This window comes from Corynebacterium sp. HMSC062E11 (genome assembly GCF_001811845.1).
Lineage (GTDB): Bacteria > Actinomycetota > Actinomycetes > Mycobacteriales > Mycobacteriaceae > Corynebacterium > Corynebacterium hesseae.
In genome coordinates this window covers 30942-51666 of record NZ_KV806797.1, presented here as the reverse complement: position 1 = coordinate 51666, position 20725 = coordinate 30942, and the positions used below count along the sequence as shown (strand labels likewise).

Genomic DNA, 20725 nt, shown 5'->3' with positions numbered 1-20725 from the left:
GGCTTAAGCCCTCCCCAGCGAAGTCGAGACCACGGTTCCTCCATCGGCGCCGTTGGCATAGCTGCCGGAGGCATGCTCGCCGCCGGTATACGCCGCGCCCGCATTCCAGGCGGCGGCCACATCCACAGCATCGCGGGAGACGTCGACCTCGTGCACGCGCACGCCCCACGCTCCCATCTGCGCGGAGATGGCGGTCACGGCCGCGGTGGCCGGATCCGCGAGCAGCGGGCTGGACTCGGCACCGCGATCCTCCCGGATGGCGGCGAGGAAGCGCTTGCGGGAAGCGCCCACGAGCAGCGGGAACTCGCCCTGCAGGAACTCCGGCAGCGCCTTGAGCAAAGCCCAGTTATCCTGCGGGGACTTGGCAAAGCCCAGGCCCGGATCCACGACGATATTGTCGTGGCTGACACCTGCCTGCAGGGCGTTATCGGCGAGCTTCGCCAGGGACTCGTGGACATCGCGCACGACGTCCCCGCCGTGGTCGGCCACTCCGGCCGCGCTGCCGAACTGGACGGTGCGCCAGTGCATGAGGCACACCGGCAGGCCGGTGGCGGCCATGGTGCGGTACATGTCCGGGTCGGCCGCACCGCCGGAGACGTCGTTGATCATGTCGACACCGGCCTCCGCGGCCGCTGTGGCAACCGAGGCTCGCATCGTGTCCACCGAGGTCTTGATCCCCTCCTCGTGCAGCGCCTTGATGACGGGCACGACGCGGCGCTCTTCCTCTTCGGCCGCGACACGCACCGCACCTGGGCGGGTGGACTCGCCGCCCACATCGATCATGTCCGCGCCGGAGGCCACCAAGTGCCGGGCGTGCGCGATGGCGTCGTCGACATTAATCCAGCGTCCGCCGTCGGAGAAGGAATCTTCCGTGACGTTGACGATGCCCATGACCAGCGTGCGGCCGGGAACGGTAAGGTTGCTGACTGCCATGGAAACTAGCTCCTAATGAGGCTCATGACCTCCGCACGGGAGGCCGCATTCTTCTTGAAACCGCCGCGGACTGCGGACGTCGTCGTCGTGGCCCCTGGCTTGCGGATGCCGCGCATGGCCATGCACAGGTGCTCGCACTCGATGACCACGATGACGGACTGTGCGTGGAGGACGTCCACGAGGGCGTCTGCAATCTGAGAGGTCAGGCGTTCCTGGACCTGCGGGCGCTTGGCGTACATATCCGCCAGGCGGGCCAGCTTAGACAGTCCGGTGACGTGGCCGTCGGGGCCCGGGATGTAGCCGATGTGTGCCTTGCCGTAGAAGGGCACAAGGTGGTGCTCGCACGTGGAGTAGATGGGGATATCGCGCACGAGGACGAGTTCCTGGTGCTCCTCCGCGAAGGTCTTGTGGAGGACCTCGGTCGGGTCCTGGTGGAGACCGGCAAAGACCTCCGCGTAGGCGCGGGCCACGCGGGCCGGGGTTTCGCGCAGGCCCTCGCGGTCGGGGTCCTCGCCCACGGCGATGAGAAGCTCGCGGACAGCGGCTTCGGCGCGCTCGTGATCGAACTCGCGCTGCGCCGGGATGTTATCGCTCATTATTCTCGCCGTCCTTGTACGGGTTGTTGCGGTATTCGTTGTCTCCCCAGCCGGGCGCGCCCCAGGCGTGATCCTCCGGCTTGGCGTGGCGGCCGCGGCGCTCTTGCTCGCGTTCGCGTGGCTGTGCTTGAGGCTGTGCCTGTGCTTGCGGTTGCGATTCCGGCTGTGCTTGTTGCTGCGGTGCAGCGGACTCCGGCACGCGCGGAATCTCCTGGGTGACCTCGTTGCTGGGGCCCTTCTGCTCTTCAGCCGGTTGCTCCGCAGCCGGCTGGGCCTGCTCTGGGGCCACGGTCTCATCGTGTGCTCCATCGCTTTCGGCACGGTCCTCGCTGAGCTCGCGGCCGGTAGGTTCGGTGATCTCGGATTCACCGAAGAAGGTGTTGCCCTTCTCCGGATCCACGTAATCGCCGGCGTGCTGGCCAAAGCTGAAGCCGATCTCCTCGACCGGCGCCTCCGATGCAGCGCCAGCGAGCTCGCCGCCGTTCTCCTTTGCTCGCTCCAGCTCCGCGTGGCGGCGCTCGCGGGCGGCACGGGAGGCGTCGAGAAGCGTCATGCGTTTCGGCAGTTCCTCACCACGCTCCTGGGCCAGCTCCACCGGGGTCTTCACCGGCTCGCGACCAGCCTGGCGCGGGAAGCGGGCGTCCTCGTTCGGGAAGACGTCGAAGGCCTCGCGCGGCTCAATGCCCTCGAAGATGCCCTCGAGATCCGGGCGGCGCAGGGTTTCCTTCTCCAGCAGCATCTCGGCGAGCTTATCCAGGTAGTCGCGGTGCTCGGACAGGATGTCATAGGCCTGCTGGTGCGCGCGGTCCAAGAGGTACGCCATCTGCTCATCGATCTTGGTGGCCACGGAATCCGAGTAGTCAATGGTTCCACCGCCGCCGGCATAGCTGAAGGGATCGCCCTGTTCCTGGCCGTACTTGACGGTGCCCAGGTCCGGGCTGAAGCCGTATTCGGTCAGCATGGAACGCGCGATCTTGGTGGCGTGCTCGATATCGGAGGAGGCACCGGTGGTCGGTGCGCCGAACACGAGCTCTTCCGCGGCACGCCCGCCCATGGCGAAGACGAGGCGAGCGAAAAGCTCGTCGCGGGTGTACATGCCCTTGTCGTCTTCCTGCGCGGTCATGGCGTGGCCGCCGGTGCGGCCGCGGGCCAGGATGGTCACCTTGTAGACGCGCTCAATGTCCTTGAGCGCCCACGCCGACAAGGTATGGCCGCCCTCGTGGTAGGCGGTGACCTTCTTCTCATGCTCAGAGATGATCTTGCTCTGGCGGCGCGGGCCGCCGACGACGCGGTCGGTGGCCTCCTCCAGCGCGTCGTAGGTAATGACGTTGCCGCCAATGCGCGCGGTGAGCAGGGCAGCCTCGTTGAGAACGTTGGCCAGGTCCGCACCGGACATGCCGGCGGTGCGCTTGGCCAGCTGCGCCACGTCCACTTCCTTGGCCAGCGGCTTGTCCTTAGCGTGCACGCGCAGAATCTGCTCGCGGCCGGCCAGGTCCGGATTGGTCACCGGGATCTGGCGGTCGAAGCGGCCCGGGCGCAGAAGCGCCGGGTCCAAGATGTCGGGACGGTTGGTGGCGGCGATGAGGATGACGCCCTCACGGTCACCGAAGCCATCCATCTCCACGAGCAACTGGTTCAGCGTCTGCTCGCGCTCATCGTGGCCGCCGCCGGTACCGGAACCGCGCTGGCGGCCCACGGCGTCAATCTCATCGACGAAGATGATGCACGGGCTATTCTGCTTGGCCTGCTTGAACAGGTCGCGCACGCGGGAGGCACCGACGCCGACGAACATCTCCACGAAGTCGGAACCGGAAATGGAATAGAAAGGCACGCCGGCCTCACCCGCAACGGCGCGGGCCAGCAGGGTCTTACCCGTGCCGGGAGGGCCGTACAACAGCACGCCGCGCGGGATTTTCGCGCCCAGCGCGTGGTAGCGCTCCGGATCATCCAGGAAGTCCTTGATCTCCTGGAGTTCATCCACCGCTTCATCCGCACCGGCAACATCCGCAAAGGTGTTGGTGGGCATGTCCTTGGTCAGCTCCTTGGCCTTGGAGCCACCAATGCCGAACATGCCGCCCGCGCCCTGCTGCATGCGGGTCATGAGCCAGAACAGCAGCGCGAAGAGGATCAGCATCGGCAGCAGGAAGCTGATCATGGAACCGATGAAGGAATCCTGCGTCACCTTGGTCTGGTACTTCTCCGCACCAGAGCCCTTCACCGCATTGAAGACCTGCTCGGAGGCGCGGGCCGGGTACTTGGCAATGACCTCTTCGACGCCCTCCTGCTCCTCCACCGTCACCGGCTTCTTGAGCTTGAGGCGCAGCTGCTGCTCGCGGTCATCGATCTGTGCTTCCTCGACGTTCTTATCCGTCAGCTGCTGCATGGCCACGGAGGTGTCCACCTGCTTGAAGCTGCGGGCATCATTGCTAAAGAACGTGAAAGCGTACAGCAGGATGAGAACTAGGCCCGCGATCGAGCCATAGCGGATGATGTTCTTATTTTTCATTAATTACCTTGCGAATTCGAGGCCTCATGCAACAGAGGGCAAGAAAAACTAGTCGTTGCTGTATACCGCAGGCTCCAGCGTGCCCACATACGGCAGGTCACGGTAGCGCTCCGCAAAATCCAGGCCATAGCCCACGACGAACTCGTTGGGGATATCAAAGCCCACGTCGAAGAGATCCAGCTCCGCCTTGACTACCTCAGGCTTGCGCAGCAGCGTGACCACTTCCAGGGAACGCGGCTGGCGACCCTGCAGATTGCGGATGAGCCAGGACAAGGTCAGGCCGGAGTCGATGATATCTTCCACGATGACCACATCGCGGCCCTCGATATCGCGGTCCAGGTCCTTCAAAATACGCACCACGCCCGAGGAGGAGGCCGAGTTGCCATAGGAGGACACCGCCATGAACTCCAGTTGGGACGGAATGGTGAGCTTGCGGGCAAAGTCCGTCAAGAAGAAGACCGCACCCTTGAGCACGCACACCAGGATGAGGTCATCATCGGCGTTGCTGTATTTCTCGGAAACGCGGTCCGCCATCTCTTGGATGCGCGCCTGAAGATCGTCTTCGGCGACGAGTACGTTTCTAATGTCCTCTCCATAAGGATTGGCGGGGACGGCTGAATCATGGGTGTCGTGCACGTAAGCGCTCCTTTGCTGACCGAGGCAATAGTGACAGTTTGCCACCAACGCGTGCGACTTCCAACCTTGTACCTCTCTTTTCACCACGGACGGCGACTGCCCCTTGCCCGTGCCACTGCGTGCACAGGGCATCGATGCCGCGCACCGCCTCGCGCGTAACCTCTACCCCTTCCTCGCGCAGCCACGCGGCAATCGCCCGGCGGCGCTTCGGCTCGGGAAGGGCGGCCAGCTCGGCGCAGTCGGGGGTGGGGTGGGTGGTGAGGAAGGCGTCGTCAAGCGCGGCGTCATAGGCTGCCTGGGCCAAAGCCGGCACGGGGTCACCGCCCAGGATCTCCTGCAGGCGCGGGAGGATCTCGCGGCGCAGCGCCACGCGGCGAAAGGCCGGATCCTGGTTCTGGGGATCGTGCCAGACGTCCAGCCCCAGCTCCGCACAGGCGGCCTCGGTCTGGGCGCGGCGCACGCGCAAAAGGGGGCGCAGCACGCGCACGCCCTCCACCTCGGAGCGCTCGCACATGCCCGCCACCTTCCCCCGCAGGGCGCTCAGCAGCAGGGTTTCGGCCTGGTCATCAGCGGTATGAGCCACCGCCACCTCGCCCCAGGGCGCGAAGGCACGGTACCGGGCGGCGCGGGCTTCGGCCTCAACGGAGCCGTGCTTGGCGACGTCCACCGGCAACACCTCCGCCCCCGCTCCCAATCCACGAGCCTGGTCGGCAGCCCGGCGCGCCTGTGCGGCCGAGCCTTCCTGTAGGCCGTGGTCGACGCAGAGCGCTGTGACCTCATGCCCTTCTGCGGCGAGGGCCGCGGTCAGCGCCAGCGAGTCGGCCCCGCCGGACAAACCCACCGCTATGGCCCGCGGTTGCTGCCCCACCACGGCGCGGGCGGCCACCCGGCAGGCCAAGAAGTTGGGGCTTTTGCGCGGCCAAAAAGGTTTCTTAGAAGTCATGGAGTGCGGCGGCGAGGGCGTCTTGGGCTTGGCGGGCAGAGGTGACCTCACCGTCGTTGACCAGGAAGGCGAAGGCATAAACCCGGCCCGACTGGCCCTGGGCAGTGCCGGTCAGCGCGGAGGTTCCGGTGAGTGTGCCGGTCTTGGCGCGCACGAAGCCGCGGGCGGGCGAATCGGAATAGCGCTCATAGAGGGTTCCTTCGCCGCCGGCGAGGGGGAGGTAGCCCAACAGTGGGCGAAGCTCTTCGGTGGCTACGGCTTGATCCGCGATGTGCGCGAGGAGGCCTGCCGGGATGCGATTATCGCGGGAGAGACCTGAACCGTCCTTTAAGGTGACGCCGTTGACGTCGATGCCGGCGCCGCTGAGCACGTCGAGGGTGGACTGCGCGGCGCCATCGAAGCTTGCCTCCGCATCCTGGCTGATGGCCAGCTCGCGGGCGATGGCCTCTGCCATGACGTTGTCGGAGTCCTTCGCCGCTTGCTGCGCGCGCAGGGCCAACGGATCGGACTCGCTGGAGGCGATGGCCTCCGCGTTATCGGGTGCGGGGGCCATGTCAGCTTTGTCAGTACCCAGACGGCTGGCGAGCGCGCGGGCGACGTCGAGTGCCGGCTCATGGGAGCGCGGGACGTCCCCGGTCTTCTCCCCGATGCGCCCGCCGTAGAGCATGGCTGGCTGGATGGGTGCGACATAGCCACCGTCGATATTGTCATCGTCCCAGCCGGGAGCCTGGTCGGGGCCAGCCCAGACGGAAGTGTCGATGGATACTCGGTTGACGGTGCTCATGTGCTTCTTGATCTGCTCCGCGAGCTCATCGAGGCGCTCGTCCGTCAGCCACACATCGCCGGAGGCTTTGATGACCACGTCGCCATCGTTATCGCCCTTGACCACTTCCGTAGTGAGGCGCTCTTCTTCATCGAGCGCGAGCGTTGCTGCGGCGAGGGTGAGGACCTTGGTTGAGGAGGCGGGCGTGAGCGGCTTTGCGGGTTCGCGCTCCCACAGCACCTCGTGGGTGGTGGTGTCGATGACCTGACCGCCGAAAGTGGCGAGGGCTTTGTCTTTGCCCAGTTCATCCAACTTCGCTTTAAGCGCGGCGGTGTCTATCTCACCAGGCTCGACGGGTTGGAGCAGCGTTTCGGGTTCTGCCTGCTTATAAGGTTGGCCGTGGTCCAGTTGATCGTAGGTGCGCTGGACTTCTACGCCCACTGCGGCCGTCGCCGCCACGACGCCGGCCGTGACGAGGGCCGCAGTACTCCACCAGACATGCTTAGCTTTCATCGCCCTTTAGACTAGCGCGGTAGACTATGCGGAGCACATGCCAACCTATTAGTTATGGAGGATTCAGCCGTGAGCGTTGAAGTAACCATCGAGATCCCTAAGGGCTCCCGCAACAAGTACGAGATCGACCACGAGACCGGCAAGGTCCACCTCGACCGCTACCTGTTCACCCCGATGGCCTACCCGGCTGACTACGGCTTCATCGACCACACCCTGGGTGAGGACGGCGACCCGCTCGACGCACTAGTGATCCTCCCGGAGCCGGTCTTCCCGGGCGTTGTCGTGGAGGCCCGCATTCTCGGCGTATTCAAGATGACCGATGAGGCCGGCGGCGATGACAAGCTGCTTGCCGTCATCGATGACCCGCGCTGGGAGCGCTACCAGGACATCAACGATGTGGAGCAGCACATCAAGGACGAGATCGAGCACTTCTTCGTCCACTACAAGGACCTGGAGCCGAACAAGGAAGTTACCGGCTCCGGCTGGGGCGACAAGGCTGAGGCAGAGAAGATCCTCGAAGAGGCTAAGGCTCGCTTCAAGTAAGCCGCTGCGTTCCGCACGTTGAGGGACGTTTCGATCAAATAGGGCCCAAAATCCGAGGGTTTGAGAGGCTTTAGTTGATCGAAACGTCCTTTTTCTTTGTCACCGCGACAACTCCTCGTTCGTGACGTACGATTCGATCAAATAGGGGGCCGAAAACAGCGGTTTCTGGGGGCTTATTTGTTAGAAACGTACTCATCGGGGGCACATGAAAATTTTCGAGGGACGCGCGGGCACTCGCCGCGCGGCTAAGGGGCAAGCAATCAAGATTTGTCGCGGTCTGTATTTGTCTGCGGTGCCAACGCCGCGCGAGCTCGCTGAAGTCGTCTCGCGGCGTTGGCCAGACTCAGCCTTGGATGGCTATTCCGCCGCCCAGCAATATCTTGGTCAAGAACTGACTTTTCCGCTTCACTTTCTGCGCGCAGGAACGATGGCATCAAGCACGTATTTTCGCAGCCGACGAGCACGGCCCAAGGCGCTGGGCAGCATGAACGGGGTGAACGTCTGCAGCCCGCTGCAGTGCGTTGAGGCGATGGAGCACGAGGATGCCGTGGCCTTCATCGAGGCCTTCTTCGCTGGGCCGCACGGGCGCTCGCGCATCGAGACCGAGCAGCTGGACTTTTGCCGCCTGCCCAAGCACACGCGTGAGGTGTTGGAAAAGGCCATCGTCGGGGCGGATAGCAAGCCGGAGCGCGACCTCACCCGGGGTCTCGAGCCCCACGTCAAAGTCCGCAACAACGTGCGGATTGGACCCTACCGCTGGGACCTGCTCCTAGAGGAACACAAGGTGGCCATCGAGGTGGACGGATACGCCTACCACAAAGGCGAGAACCGGCAGCGCTTCGAAATCGACCGCCAGAAGCTTAACGACGCCATCCAGCGCGGCTACCGGCCCCTCCACTTCACCGCCGCCACAATTGAGCATCACCTTGACGTCGCGGTTCACCAGGTTCTCGCGGTCATCAAAGGGCGGGGCGAGCTGGTTCCTCCGCCGTGGAAGTGGCATCATTACTGGCGGTGGGAAGGCGAACGTTGCGGCTAGGTGGCCGCAACGTACTTAGGAGCCGCAACGTGCTTAGGAACCACAGTGGGAGGCAAGCCAACCATCGAGCTCCGATTCCGGGGCATCGGGGGCGATGGGGTCCTCGGCGAATTCCTCGCCCGTGCGCGCCTTGTCTTTGGCCGTGGTGAGCATGAGCGAGCGGCCATCCGGATAATCCAGAACCACGTTCGCAGAGGCGTAACCGGCGGTCGGATCGCCGAAGGTGCGCACGTTATCCAGGCCGCGGAAGGCCAGGAGGGTGGCCTCTCCGGAGGACGCGGTTTCGTCGTCGGTGAGCACGGCGACGGGGACCTCAAGCTTGCCGCCCGATGTGGTGGTGGGCGTGCCACCGCCGGTGACAGAGTTGCCGTCGATGGTGACCTCTGAGGTTCCCATGCGGCTGACGAAGGAGAGCGCGGGGCCGTCCGGCAGCAGCGGGCTGAGCCCCGCGTACATGGGCCCCATGTCACCGCCGCCGTTGCCGCGCAGGTCCACCACGGCAGCGCACGCCTCCGGGTGGGCAGTCAGGCCTTGAGCCAAGGTATCGGCGTAGGCCTGGCCGTCAGCGTGGCGGCCAATCGACGGCACGGTGGCGCGCAAGACGCCGTCGTCAAAGTCGACGGAGGGATCGGTTCCCTCGATGGCCTTTTCTTTTTCGGCGCTAAAGACGCTGGAGTGCTTGCCGCCTGCGGCGTCAATGGCGGCATCGAGGAGATCCGGGTTCGTGGGGTCCTCCTTAAAGGCCTCACGGGCGCGCTGGAATTCTTCGCTTTCGCCGTAAATGCCGGTGAAAGCTGCGGTGTCCACCATCGCGGTATTGATGCGCTTCTCGCTGGCGTTGAAGAGGAATACGGGTTTGCCCGCAAACACCCCGCCATAGGAGGGGCCGAAGAAGTACACGGCCGCGACCACGGCGATGAGAGCAACGACGAACAGGCCACCGAAGATTTTCAGTACCGTTTTCATTCTTTTCGCCGTCCCGTGCGCAACACGTAACCGCGGAGAGGCTCCACAATCACGATGGCAAGGAGCGTAACCAGCCAGCCCACTGCCAAGAAGCCGAAGGCCATGAGCAGGCGGGCGAGTACATTGACGTCGCTTGACTCGACGCTGGAGAAGAACATCAGCGAGGCAATCCCGCCGCCAAAGAGGAAGCCGAAGAAACTCAATCCCACGACGGGCCCCATGACCGCAAGCGCGCCGGACCGGAACTGGAAGCCACGCGGCACGCCCATGAGATCCAGGGAGCGGATGAGCTCCTTGTCCTCAAAAATGCCGGAGACCTGCCCCAGGATGATGGACATGGTGGTCAGCGTGAAGCCAAAGATGAGGGTCAACACGACACCGGTGGAGATGTCTTTGAACACCACGTTCGTTCCGGGGTCTTCCTTGAGCGACAGAGCCAGGGCATCGGAGCCCAAGGGCGCGGTAACGAGGAATCCCGCCAAGTAACCGAAGAAGCCGATGGCAGCACTCCGCCTCCACGCGGGGCGCGCATTACCCGCCACGCGCTGGCAGGCCACGAAGTGCGCGGTACCCGGGAAGAGGGACAAGATGTGCGCGCCGAGCTGCAGGATGAAGGGAGCGATGAGGTTGATGCTCATCAGCATGCCGAACATAACCACGATGACCATAGCGGTGGGCGGGCCCGCCTTGCCGAAGAGGAAAGCCCCGCCGACCGCCACGATGACAAGGAAGACGATGGCGCGCCACCAGCGGTAAGCCGCGGGCATCTGACGCTTAGCCACGCCCAGCGGGCTCACCCGCACCCGGCGCATGCCGACGAGTGCTGCACCGATGGCCAGCAGAAAGAGCACGCCGGCCACGGCCAGATAACCCCACCAGGGCAGCAGAATCTCAGGCAAAGAAATGGAGCGCATCTGGAAGTCCAGCTGGGTGAAGACCGGCGCGATGAGCTGGCTGATCAGCCCGCCGAGCACGATGCCAATGATGGCTTGCAGGCCCGTCTCCACGATGGCCATGCGCTCCACCTGGCGGGAGCTCAATCCCAACAGGCGCAGGGTGGCCAGGCGCTGCTCCCTGCCTGAGGCGCCGAGGACAGCGGCTTGGGCTGTGAGGTTAAACAGCGCCGGAAGAATGAAGGCGCAGGCCAACAGGGCCAGAGCAAACCACGAATACAGGAAGAACTCAATCTCGTTGCCGAAGGGCTCCTTGAGAGCCGGGGCGGCGTCCTCGACGTGCTGGGCGCGTTCCCAGAACATCCAGGTGCCACCCGCAACCAGGAAGGCGATGGCGGAACCAATGGTCAGGCTCACAATCGCCAGCACCGAGACAATTCCAGTACCGGAGCGCGCGCGTATCGATTCGCGCTGCAGGTCAAAGACCAAGGTTGCGGTGTTCATCGAATCACCCCAAGGCGGCGGTCGTCGTGGATGATGCCATCGCGAATCTCCACGCGGCGCTGCATCCAGTCGGCCACCTTCGGGTCGTGCGTGACCATGACCAGGCTCGCACCCGACTGGCGCACGATGGTGGTGAGCATCTGCATGACCTCATGGCCGGTGGACTGATCCAGCGCACCGGTCGGCTCGTCGGCGAAGACAACGCCCGGGTTCGCCACCAGCGCACGCGCGATGGTCACGCGCTGGGCCTGGCCACCGGAGACCTGCGCCGGGCGGCGGTCCGCCAGGCCGCCCAGGCCCAGCTGGTCCAACAGCTCCAACGCGCGCTTGCGGGCGGCACTCCGCCCCATACCGTTAAGCATGGCGGGCAGTGCCACGTTATCCACGTTGCTCAGCTCCGGCAGGAGCTGACCATCTTGGAAGACGAAGCCGAAGTTGCGAAGGCGGAGGCGGGAGCGGGGGGCGTCGGAAAGCGCGGAGAGCTCCTCGTCCCCGTAGCGCACGCTGCCGTGCGTGGGGGTGAGCACTCCGGACATGCAGTGCAGCAGCGTGGACTTGCCGGAGCCAGATGGCCCCATGACGGCCACGAGCTCGCCCGGTTCAATGTCGAGGGAGATTCCAGCGAGCACCGGGCCGCCGCCGAAATCCTTGGTGATGTCTGTCAGGGAAAGTGTCTTTGCCATGTCTCTCATTCCACCGTGAAGGGCCCGCAGAAAGAACAGCCCTAGCGTTACTCTTTACGGTAGTGCCAGCGCTACCCCTGCCATCGGTGGCGCCCGTTATGCTGTGAACCGTGTTCCGAAGAAAGCCCCAGACCACCCACGAACAGCAGCAAGCGGAGAAGATTGCGCAGCTCACGGCCTCGCGCCGCGCCATCGCAGATGCCTATGAGGTGGAGCGCGCCCGCATCGAGCGCGACTTGCACGACGGCGCGCAGCAATACCTCGTGGCTGCGAGTATGAAGCTGGGCGAGGCGCTTCTCGACGCCCCCTCTGACCTCACCGAGCTCCTCACCGCCGCCAAGCAGGACGTGGACCGCGGCCTGAATTCCCTGCGTACGACGGTGCACGGCATCCATCCACAGGTCCTGCAGGATCACGGTCTCGTTGCCGCGCTTGCCGACGTCTCCTCTTCCCACGGCCCCCACGTCAGCGTCTTCGCCCCGCATCCGCTGCCGGAGCTCTCCGCCTCGGTGCTGGCGTGTGGCTATTTCTTCGGTGCGGAGGCGTTGACCAACGCGGCGAAGTACGCGCCGGGCGCCCCGGTTTCTGTTTTGGTGACCGCGGATGCCTCATTAAAGATTGCGGTGGTGGATGAGGGCCCAGGCGGCGCACAGGTGGTACCCGGCCACGGCCTGTCAGGGATGGCCGAGCGACTTGCTGCCTTTGGCGGGGAGATGACGCTATCCTCGCCCCCGGGCGGCCCGACCAGGGTGGCGTGCTCGATTCCTCTTCTTCTCGATCGCGGACAGTCAGGAGTTTAAAAAATGAGCTTAAGGATTGTGGTAGCGGATGATTCCGCCATTCTGCGCGAGGGCCTCGCGGGCCTTTTGGAGCGCCGCGGCCATTCAATTGTGGGCCAGGCAGATTCCGCCCCTTCGCTCGAGGCCGTGGTAGACCAACTTCGGGATGAACTTCCGGACATCGTCATCACGGACGTGCGCATGCCGCCGGGCATGGGCGACGATGGTTTGAAAGCCGCCGTGAACTTAAGAAACGCATACCCGGGTCTGCCCGTTATGGTGCTCTCTCAGTATGTGGCCCCCGCATACGCGGTCGAGCTCTTCGACTCCCCCGATGCCGGCACCGGCTACCTGTTGAAGGACCGCGTCTCCGAGGTGCGCGACTTCCTGGCCAGCTTGGACGTGGTGGCCCAAGGCGGCACCGTCATCGACCCCACCGTGGCGCAGGCTCTCATGAGCTCCGGGCGCAGCGGCCTGGGCGAGCTCACCCCGCGCGAGCGCGAGGTGCTTGAACTCATGTCCCGCGGCAAGTCCAACAAAGACATCGCCGCCGAGCTCGTCCTTTCTTCCGCCGCGGTGGCCAAGCACGTCTCCAATATCTTCACCAAGCTGCGTTTAGATCCCAGCGAGGACAACCGCCGCGTGAAAGCCATTCTGGAGTACCTCTCAGCGCACCGCTAAAGCCCGCGCCCGCCCACCGTCCACACGAGCGCCCTGACAGAGACCATCCACAGGATCCCAAGGAAACTGTGACGCAAGACGCATAAGCTTGTCCGTGCCCTTACCCAACCCACTCTGGAAGGACCCCGCTTAATGGACGTGCAGCTCAACATCGTGCGCTTTAACCGAGAAAAGATTGCTGACCATGACTATTTTCTGGAGTTAATTCAGACGGAAGGGCTGGACTCCTTCCGGAAGCCGGATCCAGAAATGGAAGAAGCATCGGCCGCACTCTCCAAACTCTTCGGACAGGACGTGCCCGCGCATTCGGCCGTCACGGTCACGATGGATTCGAGCGATTTAGAGCTCCAAGAAAAGCTAGCTTTGCTGGCGTATTACCACGGCTTGACTGTCTTCATTGGAACCACGGACATCCTCTTTAATGCGACTGGAATCCCCACGAGCAGCAATGGCCTTTCCTCAATCAGGAACTGCATGGGAACTATGTGGCGACAGGTCAGCAGACCTATGCTTGATCGCGCCTTTGAGGACGCCCTGCGCCTGCCGGTGTCCGAACAGACGTGGATTCAGGTAGCCAACTATGGCTCGGAAGAACGAAGCTACGGCCTCGAAATATCCATGCACCTGCGCGCAAGCGGGCAGTTCGAACTGATATGGTCCAGCCTCCCTCCAGAGGCCACTGAACCGGTATTCCGCACGCTCACTGTCGATACTTATGAAGAAGCACGAGAGATTCTGCTTTCTTTCAGCGACCACAACCCGTTGATCGAAGAACTTGCGTGGGAACCGTTGCCTCAACGTGAATCTAAGCCAATCCTGGATGCTTCAGTCCGCCACGAAACACCCTGGCGCCGGCTGGACGCAGTGAAGGAGCTCCCCGCAGGCGTGATGGTCCACCTACACAAATGGCCAACGTTTTCCCTGGCCTACGGCCGCAATGCTCAAGGACAGTGGACCGCGAAGGTTTACGATAACCTCGGCACCGACAATGTGCAGACCTTCGACATCGCAGACGAAGTCATCGCAGTGGCGGAGCACTATTTGGACGGCAACGGCGAGATGATTTCCACGGTCTTCCCGGACTCTTCATCTTCGGATCCGGCACCGTACACCACGGTCACCGCAATGGAGCTTCCGGAGCGCGAGGAGCAGTGGACAGAAGCATCAGTATGCATGATGCACCGCATCCGTGCTGACCATAATGGCGAGCCCAGCCCTCGGATGCAGAAATATATTGAGAGGATTAACTCAAAGCTCGGAAGCGAAATCCTCCTCGCCGAGGAGCACGTGGAGGCACAAGCACTCACTCGGCTGCTCATCCCTGCCGACGTCAGGTCGGTCACGATAGAGAGGCTTACTCATCTGGCGCAGGATCATGGCATTTCGCTTGTTGTCGACGATTCCCTGGCACTGTACAACCCGTCGGGCAAGCCGCTTCCGGGGGCTGAGAGCTGCCAGTTGAAGCTACTCGCGGATAAGTTGTATGTGAACACCTGGGAGGTGGCTACATCCTCCTCCGTACTCGAAGCGGGGCTTCGCCTCTTCACAGGATGGAGGCTTGAGGTTCGATCCGGGAGTCAGGTGGACTTCCAAGAGCGTTATACCTTGGAAACAACCTATACAGGCGACAACGTTTCGCTTGACCTTGTCACCCCCGACGGGAACCTACACGAAATCCCATCCATCCCACTGCCCCTTGCTCTGGATTTGATGGTTGAATTCACCTACTCCCCGGCGCAGTTGGTGGACAAAGTGAATTGGCAAGATCAGAAGTCGTCCTCAGATATCCCTGAGGAAGAGCGCTTCATGGTCAACGCCACGGTCTTCGGCTCAGCTGCGTATCTTTTCAACGATGACCTTCTCGAGGCAGTTCGCCAGGACGGCTTCCCCGAAGTGGGAGCGTGGGTAGCGGCCTTTGACCGAATAGTCCCGGGCGACTACTGCCAGGTCGACCGCGTGCAACCCTCAGAAACAGGAGCGGCACGCTACCTCGTCGAATGGGGCCACAACAACGGTGAGGAAGAAAACTTCCAGATGCTCCTTGAGGACATCGACGAAGCCTTGTCCCTCCTTGAACGGTTTGTGAACGGGGACCGCGCAGAGTTTGAAGCTCTTCCGTGGACGCGACGAGTGGAGTAACAACACTAGGCCCTATGCGTGACTAGGGTATGGGGCATGAGAAACGTAACGCCACAGGAAGTACCTGAGAACGCCCAGCTTATCGACGTCCGCGAGGACCACGAGTGGAACACCGAGCACGCCCAGGGCGCCACGCACATCCCGATGGGCGAACTAGTTGATCGCATCGACGAGATTGACCCGGACCAAGACATCTACGTCATCTGCCACCTAGGCGGGCGCAGCATGCAGGTCTGCCAGTACTTGGAGCACACCAAGGGCTGGGACGTCATCAACGTCGAGGGCGGCACGGATGGTTGGAAAGCACAAGGCTGCCCTATGGTTTACCCAAACCACTAGTGGTACCATTTGCGGTACCATACAGGTGTGGTTTCCAAGATAGAAAAGATCCTCACAAAGATGCGGGCCTCACGGACAAACGTCCGCTTCTCAGAGCTGCAACTTGTGTGTGACTTCTATTTCGAACGCCAAGAAAGCGCCGGAAAGAAGCGGCGTGGAACTTCGCACATCGTTTATAAAACCCCATGGCAGGGAGACCCCCGAGTCAATATCCAAGAGGGCCACAACGGGAAAGCGAAGCCCTTTCAGATTCGCCAAGTTTTAGCCGCCATCGACCGCCTCCCCTAGGAGCAGATCATGAATCTCGCAGACAAATACACCTACCAAACCGCTTGGTCAGAAGAAGATGGCGAGTTCGTTGCCACAGTCCTAGAGTTCCCTTCCCTGTCATGGCTGGATGCTACTGCGACCACCGCAGAAGCCGAGTTGCGCAGCGTCGTCGAAGAAACTCTAGAAGATATGCAACGCAACAATGAACACATCCCAGAACCATTCGGACAGCGAAGCTACTCGGGGAAGTTCAACCTCCGCATACCTCAGTCACTTCACCGAGACCTGACCATCGAAGCAGAACGGGAAGGCGTTTCTCTCAACACACTCATCGTGCAGAAGCTAGCCTCAGCCTGAAACTAGTGGGCCACAACCCATAATTTAGGCATGCCACCGTAGGCGCGTTAGAATCATCGGCATGCCTTCATTGAATTCTGTTTCCATCCCTACCGCACTCCTGGAGTCCCCCTCCTTCCAGCTGGAGCGCCTCCGCCGCCGCACCCGCGAAGGCGTCGAGGCCGCGCTGCAAACACAGCGGACTACCTTGCGCGAATACTGGGTGCTCACCTGCCTCGTTGCAGAGACCGCGTCCTCCCAGTCCGCCCTGTCGGAAACCCTGGCCATCGACGCCTCCGACATGGTGCGCCTCCTCGATTCACTGGAGTCCCGCCATTGGGTCAAGCGTGAGCGTGACTCCAAGGACCGCCGCCGCCAAATCATTGCCTCCACCAAGAAAGGCACCAAGGCCCACAAGGAGCTTGCGGTCTTGGTGGCGAAGGCGGAGGACGAGGCCCTCGACGAGTCCACCAACAAGCAGCTCAAGCACCTGCGCAAGCTGGCCACCGCCATCATCGCGGCCGACGCGCCCGGTGATGCAGAAAGCAGTGATGCCTAAATGACGGAGCCCGATAATCTTCCTAGTACCGGAGGCCGCCACGCCCTCCAGGCGGACGAGCCCGAGACCCCAGCAATGCCCGAGGTTCCCGCGCACTACCTCCTAGGTTCCGAGGCCGCACCGGCGCGCACCCTGTGGGACGTCGTGCGCACCACAGCAGAGAACTACCCCGAGGCTGCCGCCCTGGATGACGGTGAGATCCTGACCTACGCCGAGCTGCTTGCCGACGTCTCCGCCTGGGCCACCGAGCTCCACGCCAGCGGTGTGCGGCGCGGAGACCGCATCGGCATCCGCATGACCTCCGGCAAGCGCGAGCTCTACCTGGCCATCCTGTCCACGCTCGCCGCCGGCGCGGCCTACGTGCCCGTCGACGCCGACGACCCCGATGAACGCGCCGAGATGGTCTTCGGCGAGGCCGACATCGACGGTGTCTTCACCGACGAGGGCTTCCGCATGCTCCGGGAAACATCAGCCTCCCGTAGCGGCGAAGGCGACACCACCCCCTTCGACGAACCGCGTCCAGAAGACACCGCGTGGATCATCTTTACCTCCGGTTCTACGGGCAAGCCCAAGGGCGTGGCGGTGAGCCACCGTTCCGCGGCCGCCTTCGTTGACGCCGAGGCAGCCCTCTTCCTGGCGGATAACCCGCATGGCCCGCTCGGCCCGGACGACCGCGTTCTCGCGGGACTCTCCGTAGCTTTCGACGCCTCCTGCGAGGAAATGTGGCTGGCCTGGGGCCACGGTGCTTGCCTGGTCCCGGCCCCGCGCTCCCTAGTGCGCTCCGGCATGGACCTAGGCCCCTGGCTCATTCGCCGTGACATCACGGTGGTCTCCACCGTGCCAACCCTGGCTGGCCTGTGGCCCGCCGAGGCCCTGGATAATATCCGCCTCCTCATCGTCGGCGGCGAAGCCTGCTCCCAGGAGCTGGTGGACCGCTTAGCCACCGAGGACCGCGAGATGTGGAATACCTACGGCCCCACCGAGGCTACCGTCGTAGCCTGCGCGCAACGCATGCTGCCGGACCAGCCCGTGTCGATCGGGCTGCCGTTGAAGGGCTGGGACCTGGTGGTCGTCGACAAGCACGGCGTCCCCGTGAACACCGGTGAGGTGGGCGAGCTCGTCATCGGTGGCGTGGGCCTGGCCGCCTACCTGGACCCGGTCAAGGACGCGGAGAAGTACGCGCCGCTGGAGTCCCTGGGCTGGGAGCGCGCCTACCGCACAGGTGACCACGTGCGTCTTGAAGAGGACGGCCTGTACTTCGTGGGCCGCGTTGATGATCAGGTGAAGATTGGCGGCCGCCGCATCGAGCTCGGTGAGGTGGAGGCCAACGTGGCGGCCCTTCCCAACGTGTATAACTCCGCCGTGGCCGTGCAGAAGACACCGGGCGGCGAGTCCGTGCTCGTCGGTTACGTCTCCCTGGATGACCCGGATGCAGGATTCGACCACGAGGCGGCGCACGTCCGTCTCGCGGAATCCATGCCGGCGGCGCTCGTCCCCCGCATCTGCGTCATGGATGAGCTGCCGATTCGCACCTCCGGCAAGGTGGATAAGAAGGCCCTGCCGTGGCCACTGCCCGGCGTGGGTGTGGAGGCATCCGGCCTCAACCCCACCGAGCAGTGGTTGGCGGAGCTGTGGGTGGACACCCTGGGCGTGTCCGTCGAGGACGTCAACGCCGACTTCTTCTCCCTCGGCGGCACCTCGCTGGCCGCGGCGACCCTGGTCGGCCGCATCCGCGAGCGCTTCCCCACCGTGGCCGTGCGTGACCTCTACGACCACCCTCGCCTGGGCTCGCTCGCGGAGCAGCTTGCCGACGCCGAATCCGTCGAGGACTCCGGCCCCGCGCGCGAGGTGAAGCCCGTCGGCGCCGGCACGCGCATCGCGCAAACACTCATCCAGATCCCCGTGATGACGCTGGCCGCCACGACGTGGCTGGCCTGGCTGCTGCTGGGCTCCAACCTGGCGAACCTGCTCGGCGTGGACTGGGCCATGACCACCCCGTGGTGGCTGGTGGCCATCCTGCTCATTGTGTTCGTCACCCCGGTTGGGCGCATCCCGCTGGGCGGTTACGGCGCGCGGCTTATCACCGCCGGCATCACGCCTGGCGAGTACCCGCGCGGCGGTTCCACGCACCTGCGCATTTGGGCCGCTGAGCGCTGGGTTAATGCCATAGGCGCCAGCTCCCTGGCGGGCGCTACCCGCGTCAATAACTATGCCCGCGCCTTGGGCGTGAAGATTGGCCGCGGCGTGGACCTTCACTCATTGCCACCCGTCACCGGCCTGCTGACCTTGGGCAAGCACGCCGCTATCGAACCGGAAGTGGACCTCACCGGCTACTGGCTGGACGGCGACATCCTCCGCGTCGGTGCCATCGAGGTCAAGGAAGGCGCGCGCGTGGGTGCGCGCTCCACGCTGCTGCCGGGCACCGTCGTGGGCAAGTACGCCCACGTAGAGGCCGGCTCCACCGTGACGGGGCGCAAGAAGGTCAAGGACGGCCAGCGCTGGTCCGGCTCCCCCGCCAAGAAGGTGGGCCGCTCCAAGCACCGCTTCCCGTCCCATGCCCCGAAGCGCCGTCCGCTATGGGTTCCTGTGTATGACTTCACGTCCGTCCTGCTAGCCGTGCAGCCCATTGTGGCGCTGGCGGTCGGCGCGGCTGTCGTCGTTAGCCTCATCGCGCTGACCGATGGCTCCGCCTTCGTCGGCTCCATCTTCTTCGCGCCGCTCGGCGCCCTGGTGGCATTTGCTACCTATATGCTGCAAACCTGGCTGGGCGTGTGCTTGCTTTCCATTGGCATCACGCCCGGTGTTGCACCGGTGCGCTCCGCCAAAGGTTGGCGCTTGTGGACCATCGAGAGGCTCATGGATGAAGCTCGCACTCAGCTCTTCCCCATCTATGCCTCGCAGCTCACCCCGGCGTGGCTGCGTTCGCTGGGTGCGACGATTGGCAAGGACGTGGAGATTTCCACGGCCGTCATGGTGCCCAAACTCACCGAGGTCAAAGACGGCGCCTTCCTGGCGGATGACACCATGATCGGCGGCTACGAGCTCGGCGGCGGTTGGATGCTCACGGGTGAGACCAAGGTGGGCAAGCGCTCCTTCGTGGGTAACTCCGGCATCACGGGTCCGGGCCGCAAGCTGTCGAAGAACTCGCTGGTTGCCGTTCTCTCGTCGACGCCGAAGAAGACTAAGTCCGGTGCCAACTGGTGGGGCTCCCCACCGGAGCGCATGCGCCGCGTCGAGGCCCACGTGGAGGGCGTGCAGGGCGAGTCCCTCACCTACTCCCCGGGCTTTGGGGTCAAGGCCGCACGCGGTGCGATTGAGACCATGCGCCTGTTGGCGCCGATGACCTCGGCCATGCTGCTGGCGGGGACCCTGGCATCGCTCTACGCGCTTGCCGACGCCCTCGGCATCGCCGCCGCCTGGGCCCTCGGCGGCCTCATCCTCATGGTGGCGGGCGCTATCGCGATGACGGTCACAGTAGCCGCGAAGTGGATCTGCGTGGGCACGCAGACCGCCGGCGACCACCCGCTGTGGTCTGCCTTCGTGTGGCTCAACGAGCTGCAAGATACCTTCGTTGAGGCGGTTGCTGCGCCGTGGTTCTTTAGCCACACCTATGGCATGGGTGAGATCAACCTGGGCCTGCGCGCGCTGGGCGTCAGGATTGGCCGCGGTGCGTGGATCGACTCCTACTGGTTCCCGGAGACCGATCTCTGCATCGTGGGCGACGGCGCATCCGTCGGCCCGGGCACCGTGGTGCAAACGCACCTCTTCCAGGACCGCGTGATGAGCCTGGACACCGTGACCATTAAGGCCGGCGCGACACTTGCCTCACATTCGGTGGCGCTGCCCGCCTCAGTCATTGGCAGCGTGGCGACGGTGGGCCCCGGCTCCCTGGTGATGCGCGGCGATCAGGTCCCGAGCAATTCCGTTTGGCAGGGCAACCCGATTGAGCCCTGGAAGAAATAGGAAAACAGAGAACTATAGGCAGCCCCCCGCCCCCCGCTTGCGCTGTACGCAAACGCGTACAGCGCAAGCGGGGGTTCCCGTTTCATTAGCATCATTTGCCTGCAGAATAAGCGCTGCGTCCCGACCCGCCGGGTGTTACTC

The 20725-nt window shown here is 63.8% G+C and carries 18 protein-coding genes; 9 read left to right on the top strand and 9 right to left on the bottom strand.

What is annotated here, in order from left to right; genetic code table 11:
• Window positions 1-3: 3 nt before the first annotated feature.
• From folP to dacB, 6 genes are read right to left on the bottom strand one after another with little or no spacing between them, the layout of a single operon-like run.
• Entirely contained in the window at window positions 4-933 is a 930-nt protein-coding gene (folP, locus tag HMPREF2822_RS06765) for a dihydropteroate synthase (protein WP_070522729.1), read from the bottom strand.
• Window positions 934-938: 5 nt separating this feature from the next.
• Complete coding sequence (gene folE, locus HMPREF2822_RS06760; RefSeq protein WP_070522726.1) at window positions 939-1529, bottom strand: GTP cyclohydrolase I FolE; 591 nt, start codon at window positions 1527-1529, stop codon at window positions 939-941.
• Window positions 1519-4035, bottom strand: coding sequence for an ATP-dependent zinc metalloprotease FtsH (gene ftsH, locus HMPREF2822_RS06755; RefSeq protein ID WP_070522723.1), 2517 nt, complete (start codon window positions 4033-4035; stop codon window positions 1519-1521). Before ftsH ends, folE begins: the two co-directional genes overlap by 11 nt.
• Before the next feature lie 48 nt (window positions 4036-4083).
• The gene (gene hpt, locus HMPREF2822_RS06750; protein WP_070522720.1) at window positions 4084-4671 is read right to left on the bottom strand and encodes a hypoxanthine phosphoribosyltransferase; all 588 of its coding nucleotides are present in this window, start codon (window positions 4669-4671) and stop codon (window positions 4084-4086) included.
• Entirely contained in the window at window positions 4655-5614 is a 960-nt protein-coding gene (gene tilS / locus HMPREF2822_RS06745; protein WP_070522717.1) for a tRNA lysidine(34) synthetase TilS, read from the bottom strand. The genes hpt and tilS overlap by 17 nt, the downstream gene beginning before the upstream one ends.
• Complete coding sequence (gene dacB / locus HMPREF2822_RS06740) at window positions 5604-6890, bottom strand: D-alanyl-D-alanine carboxypeptidase/D-alanyl-D-alanine endopeptidase (RefSeq protein WP_070522714.1); 1287 nt, start codon at window positions 6888-6890, stop codon at window positions 5604-5606. Before dacB ends, tilS begins: the two co-directional genes overlap by 11 nt.
• Before the next feature lie 69 nt (window positions 6891-6959).
• Between dacB and HMPREF2822_RS06735 the strand changes: the two genes are divergently transcribed.
• Together HMPREF2822_RS06735 and HMPREF2822_RS06730 are read left to right on the top strand one after the other, a co-directional pair.
• Window positions 6960-7433 carry an inorganic diphosphatase gene (locus HMPREF2822_RS06735; RefSeq protein WP_070522711.1) on the top strand — a complete coding sequence of 158 codons (474 nt, stop codon included), beginning with the start codon at window positions 6960-6962 and terminating at the stop codon, window positions 7431-7433.
• A gap of 205 nt (window positions 7434-7638) precedes the next feature.
• Window positions 7639-8472: an endonuclease domain-containing protein gene (locus tag HMPREF2822_RS06730; protein ID WP_070522709.1), complete on the top strand. Its 834-nt coding sequence runs from the start codon at window positions 7639-7641 to the stop codon at window positions 8470-8472.
• A 33-nt stretch (window positions 8473-8505) separates the two neighbouring features.
• On the opposite strand, the gene HMPREF2822_RS06725 is transcribed toward HMPREF2822_RS06730, so the two are convergent.
• Genes HMPREF2822_RS06725 through HMPREF2822_RS06715 form a run of 3 tightly spaced genes read right to left on the bottom strand, consistent with a single transcriptional unit; the run spans window position 8506 to window position 11518 of the window.
• The gene (locus tag HMPREF2822_RS06725) at window positions 8506-9438 is read right to left on the bottom strand and encodes a S41 family peptidase (RefSeq protein WP_070522707.1); all 933 of its coding nucleotides are present in this window, start codon (window positions 9436-9438) and stop codon (window positions 8506-8508) included.
• Complete coding sequence (locus HMPREF2822_RS06720; protein WP_042532379.1) at window positions 9435-10835, bottom strand: FtsX-like permease family protein; 1401 nt, start codon at window positions 10833-10835, stop codon at window positions 9435-9437. The genes HMPREF2822_RS06725 and HMPREF2822_RS06720 overlap by 4 nt, the downstream gene beginning before the upstream one ends.
• A complete protein-coding gene (locus HMPREF2822_RS06715) occupies window positions 10832-11518 on the bottom strand; it encodes an ABC transporter ATP-binding protein (RefSeq protein WP_070522705.1) in 687 nt (228 codons plus the stop codon). Before HMPREF2822_RS06715 ends, HMPREF2822_RS06720 begins: the two co-directional genes overlap by 4 nt.
• Before the next feature lie 110 nt (window positions 11519-11628).
• Here HMPREF2822_RS06715 and HMPREF2822_RS06710 point away from each other — a divergent pair, with 110 nt between their 5' ends.
• The 7 genes from HMPREF2822_RS06710 to HMPREF2822_RS06675 all read left to right on the top strand — a co-directional run bounded on the left by HMPREF2822_RS06710 (window position 11629) and on the right by HMPREF2822_RS06675 (window position 20584).
• Window positions 11629-12318 (top strand): sensor histidine kinase, encoded by a 690-nt coding sequence (locus tag HMPREF2822_RS06710; RefSeq protein ID WP_070522701.1) that lies wholly within the window; start codon window positions 11629-11631, stop codon window positions 12316-12318.
• A 3-nt stretch (window positions 12319-12321) separates the two neighbouring features.
• Entirely contained in the window at window positions 12322-12978 is a 657-nt protein-coding gene (locus HMPREF2822_RS06705) for a LuxR C-terminal-related transcriptional regulator (RefSeq protein WP_070522697.1), read from the top strand.
• 132 nt (window positions 12979-13110) lie between these two features.
• Complete coding sequence (locus tag HMPREF2822_RS06700; RefSeq protein ID WP_070522694.1) at window positions 13111-15117, top strand: hypothetical protein; 2007 nt, start codon at window positions 13111-13113, stop codon at window positions 15115-15117.
• 36 nt (window positions 15118-15153) lie between these two features.
• A complete protein-coding gene (locus HMPREF2822_RS06695; protein WP_070522692.1) occupies window positions 15154-15456 on the top strand; it encodes a rhodanese-like domain-containing protein in 303 nt (100 codons plus the stop codon).
• Between the two features lie 297 nt (window positions 15457-15753).
• Entirely contained in the window at window positions 15754-16083 is a 330-nt protein-coding gene (locus HMPREF2822_RS06685; protein ID WP_070522687.1) for a type II toxin-antitoxin system HicB family antitoxin, read from the top strand.
• Between the two features lie 61 nt (window positions 16084-16144).
• Window positions 16145-16621 (top strand): MarR family winged helix-turn-helix transcriptional regulator, encoded by a 477-nt coding sequence (locus HMPREF2822_RS06680; protein WP_070522684.1) that lies wholly within the window; start codon window positions 16145-16147, stop codon window positions 16619-16621.
• The gene (locus HMPREF2822_RS06675) at window positions 16622-20584 is read left to right on the top strand and encodes a Pls/PosA family non-ribosomal peptide synthetase (protein WP_070522681.1); all 3963 of its coding nucleotides are present in this window, start codon (window positions 16622-16624) and stop codon (window positions 20582-20584) included.
• The last annotated feature ends 141 nt before the right edge of the window (window positions 20585-20725 follow it).

Excerpts from the sequence above, each read along its gene's own strand:
- folP (WP_070522729.1), bottom strand. The coding sequence starts at position 933 with ATGGCAGTCAGCAACCTTACCGTTCCCGGCCGCACGCTGGTCATGGGC.
- folE (WP_070522726.1), bottom strand. The coding sequence starts at position 1,529 with ATGAGCGATAACATCCCGGCGCAGCGCGAGTTCGATCACGAGCGCGCC.
- ftsH (WP_070522723.1), bottom strand. The coding sequence starts at position 4,035 with ATGAAAAATAAGAACATCATCCGCTATGGCTCGATCGCGGGCCTAGTT.
- tilS (WP_070522717.1), bottom strand. The coding sequence starts at position 5,614 with ATGACTTCTAAGAAACCTTTTTGGCCGCGCAAAAGCCCCAACTTCTTG.
- dacB (WP_070522714.1), bottom strand. The coding sequence starts at position 6,890 with ATGAAAGCTAAGCATGTCTGGTGGAGTACTGCGGCCCTCGTCACGGCC.
- HMPREF2822_RS06730 (WP_070522709.1), top strand. The coding sequence starts at position 7,639 with ATGAAAATTTTCGAGGGACGCGCGGGCACTCGCCGCGCGGCTAAGGGG.
- HMPREF2822_RS06725 (WP_070522707.1), bottom strand. The coding sequence starts at position 9,438 with ATGAAAACGGTACTGAAAATCTTCGGTGGCCTGTTCGTCGTTGCTCTC.
- HMPREF2822_RS06720 (WP_042532379.1), bottom strand. The coding sequence starts at position 10,835 with ATGAACACCGCAACCTTGGTCTTTGACCTGCAGCGCGAATCGATACGC.
- HMPREF2822_RS06715 (WP_070522705.1), bottom strand. The coding sequence starts at position 11,518 with ATGGCAAAGACACTTTCCCTGACAGACATCACCAAGGATTTCGGCGGC.
- HMPREF2822_RS06705 (WP_070522697.1), top strand. The coding sequence starts at position 12,322 with ATGAGCTTAAGGATTGTGGTAGCGGATGATTCCGCCATTCTGCGCGAG.
- HMPREF2822_RS06700 (WP_070522694.1), top strand. The coding sequence starts at position 13,111 with ATGGACGTGCAGCTCAACATCGTGCGCTTTAACCGAGAAAAGATTGCT.
- HMPREF2822_RS06695 (WP_070522692.1), top strand. The coding sequence starts at position 15,154 with ATGAGAAACGTAACGCCACAGGAAGTACCTGAGAACGCCCAGCTTATC.
- HMPREF2822_RS06685 (WP_070522687.1), top strand. The coding sequence starts at position 15,754 with ATGAATCTCGCAGACAAATACACCTACCAAACCGCTTGGTCAGAAGAA.
- HMPREF2822_RS06680 (WP_070522684.1), top strand. The coding sequence starts at position 16,145 with ATGCCTTCATTGAATTCTGTTTCCATCCCTACCGCACTCCTGGAGTCC.
- HMPREF2822_RS06675 (WP_070522681.1), top strand. The coding sequence starts at position 16,622 with ATGACGGAGCCCGATAATCTTCCTAGTACCGGAGGCCGCCACGCCCTC.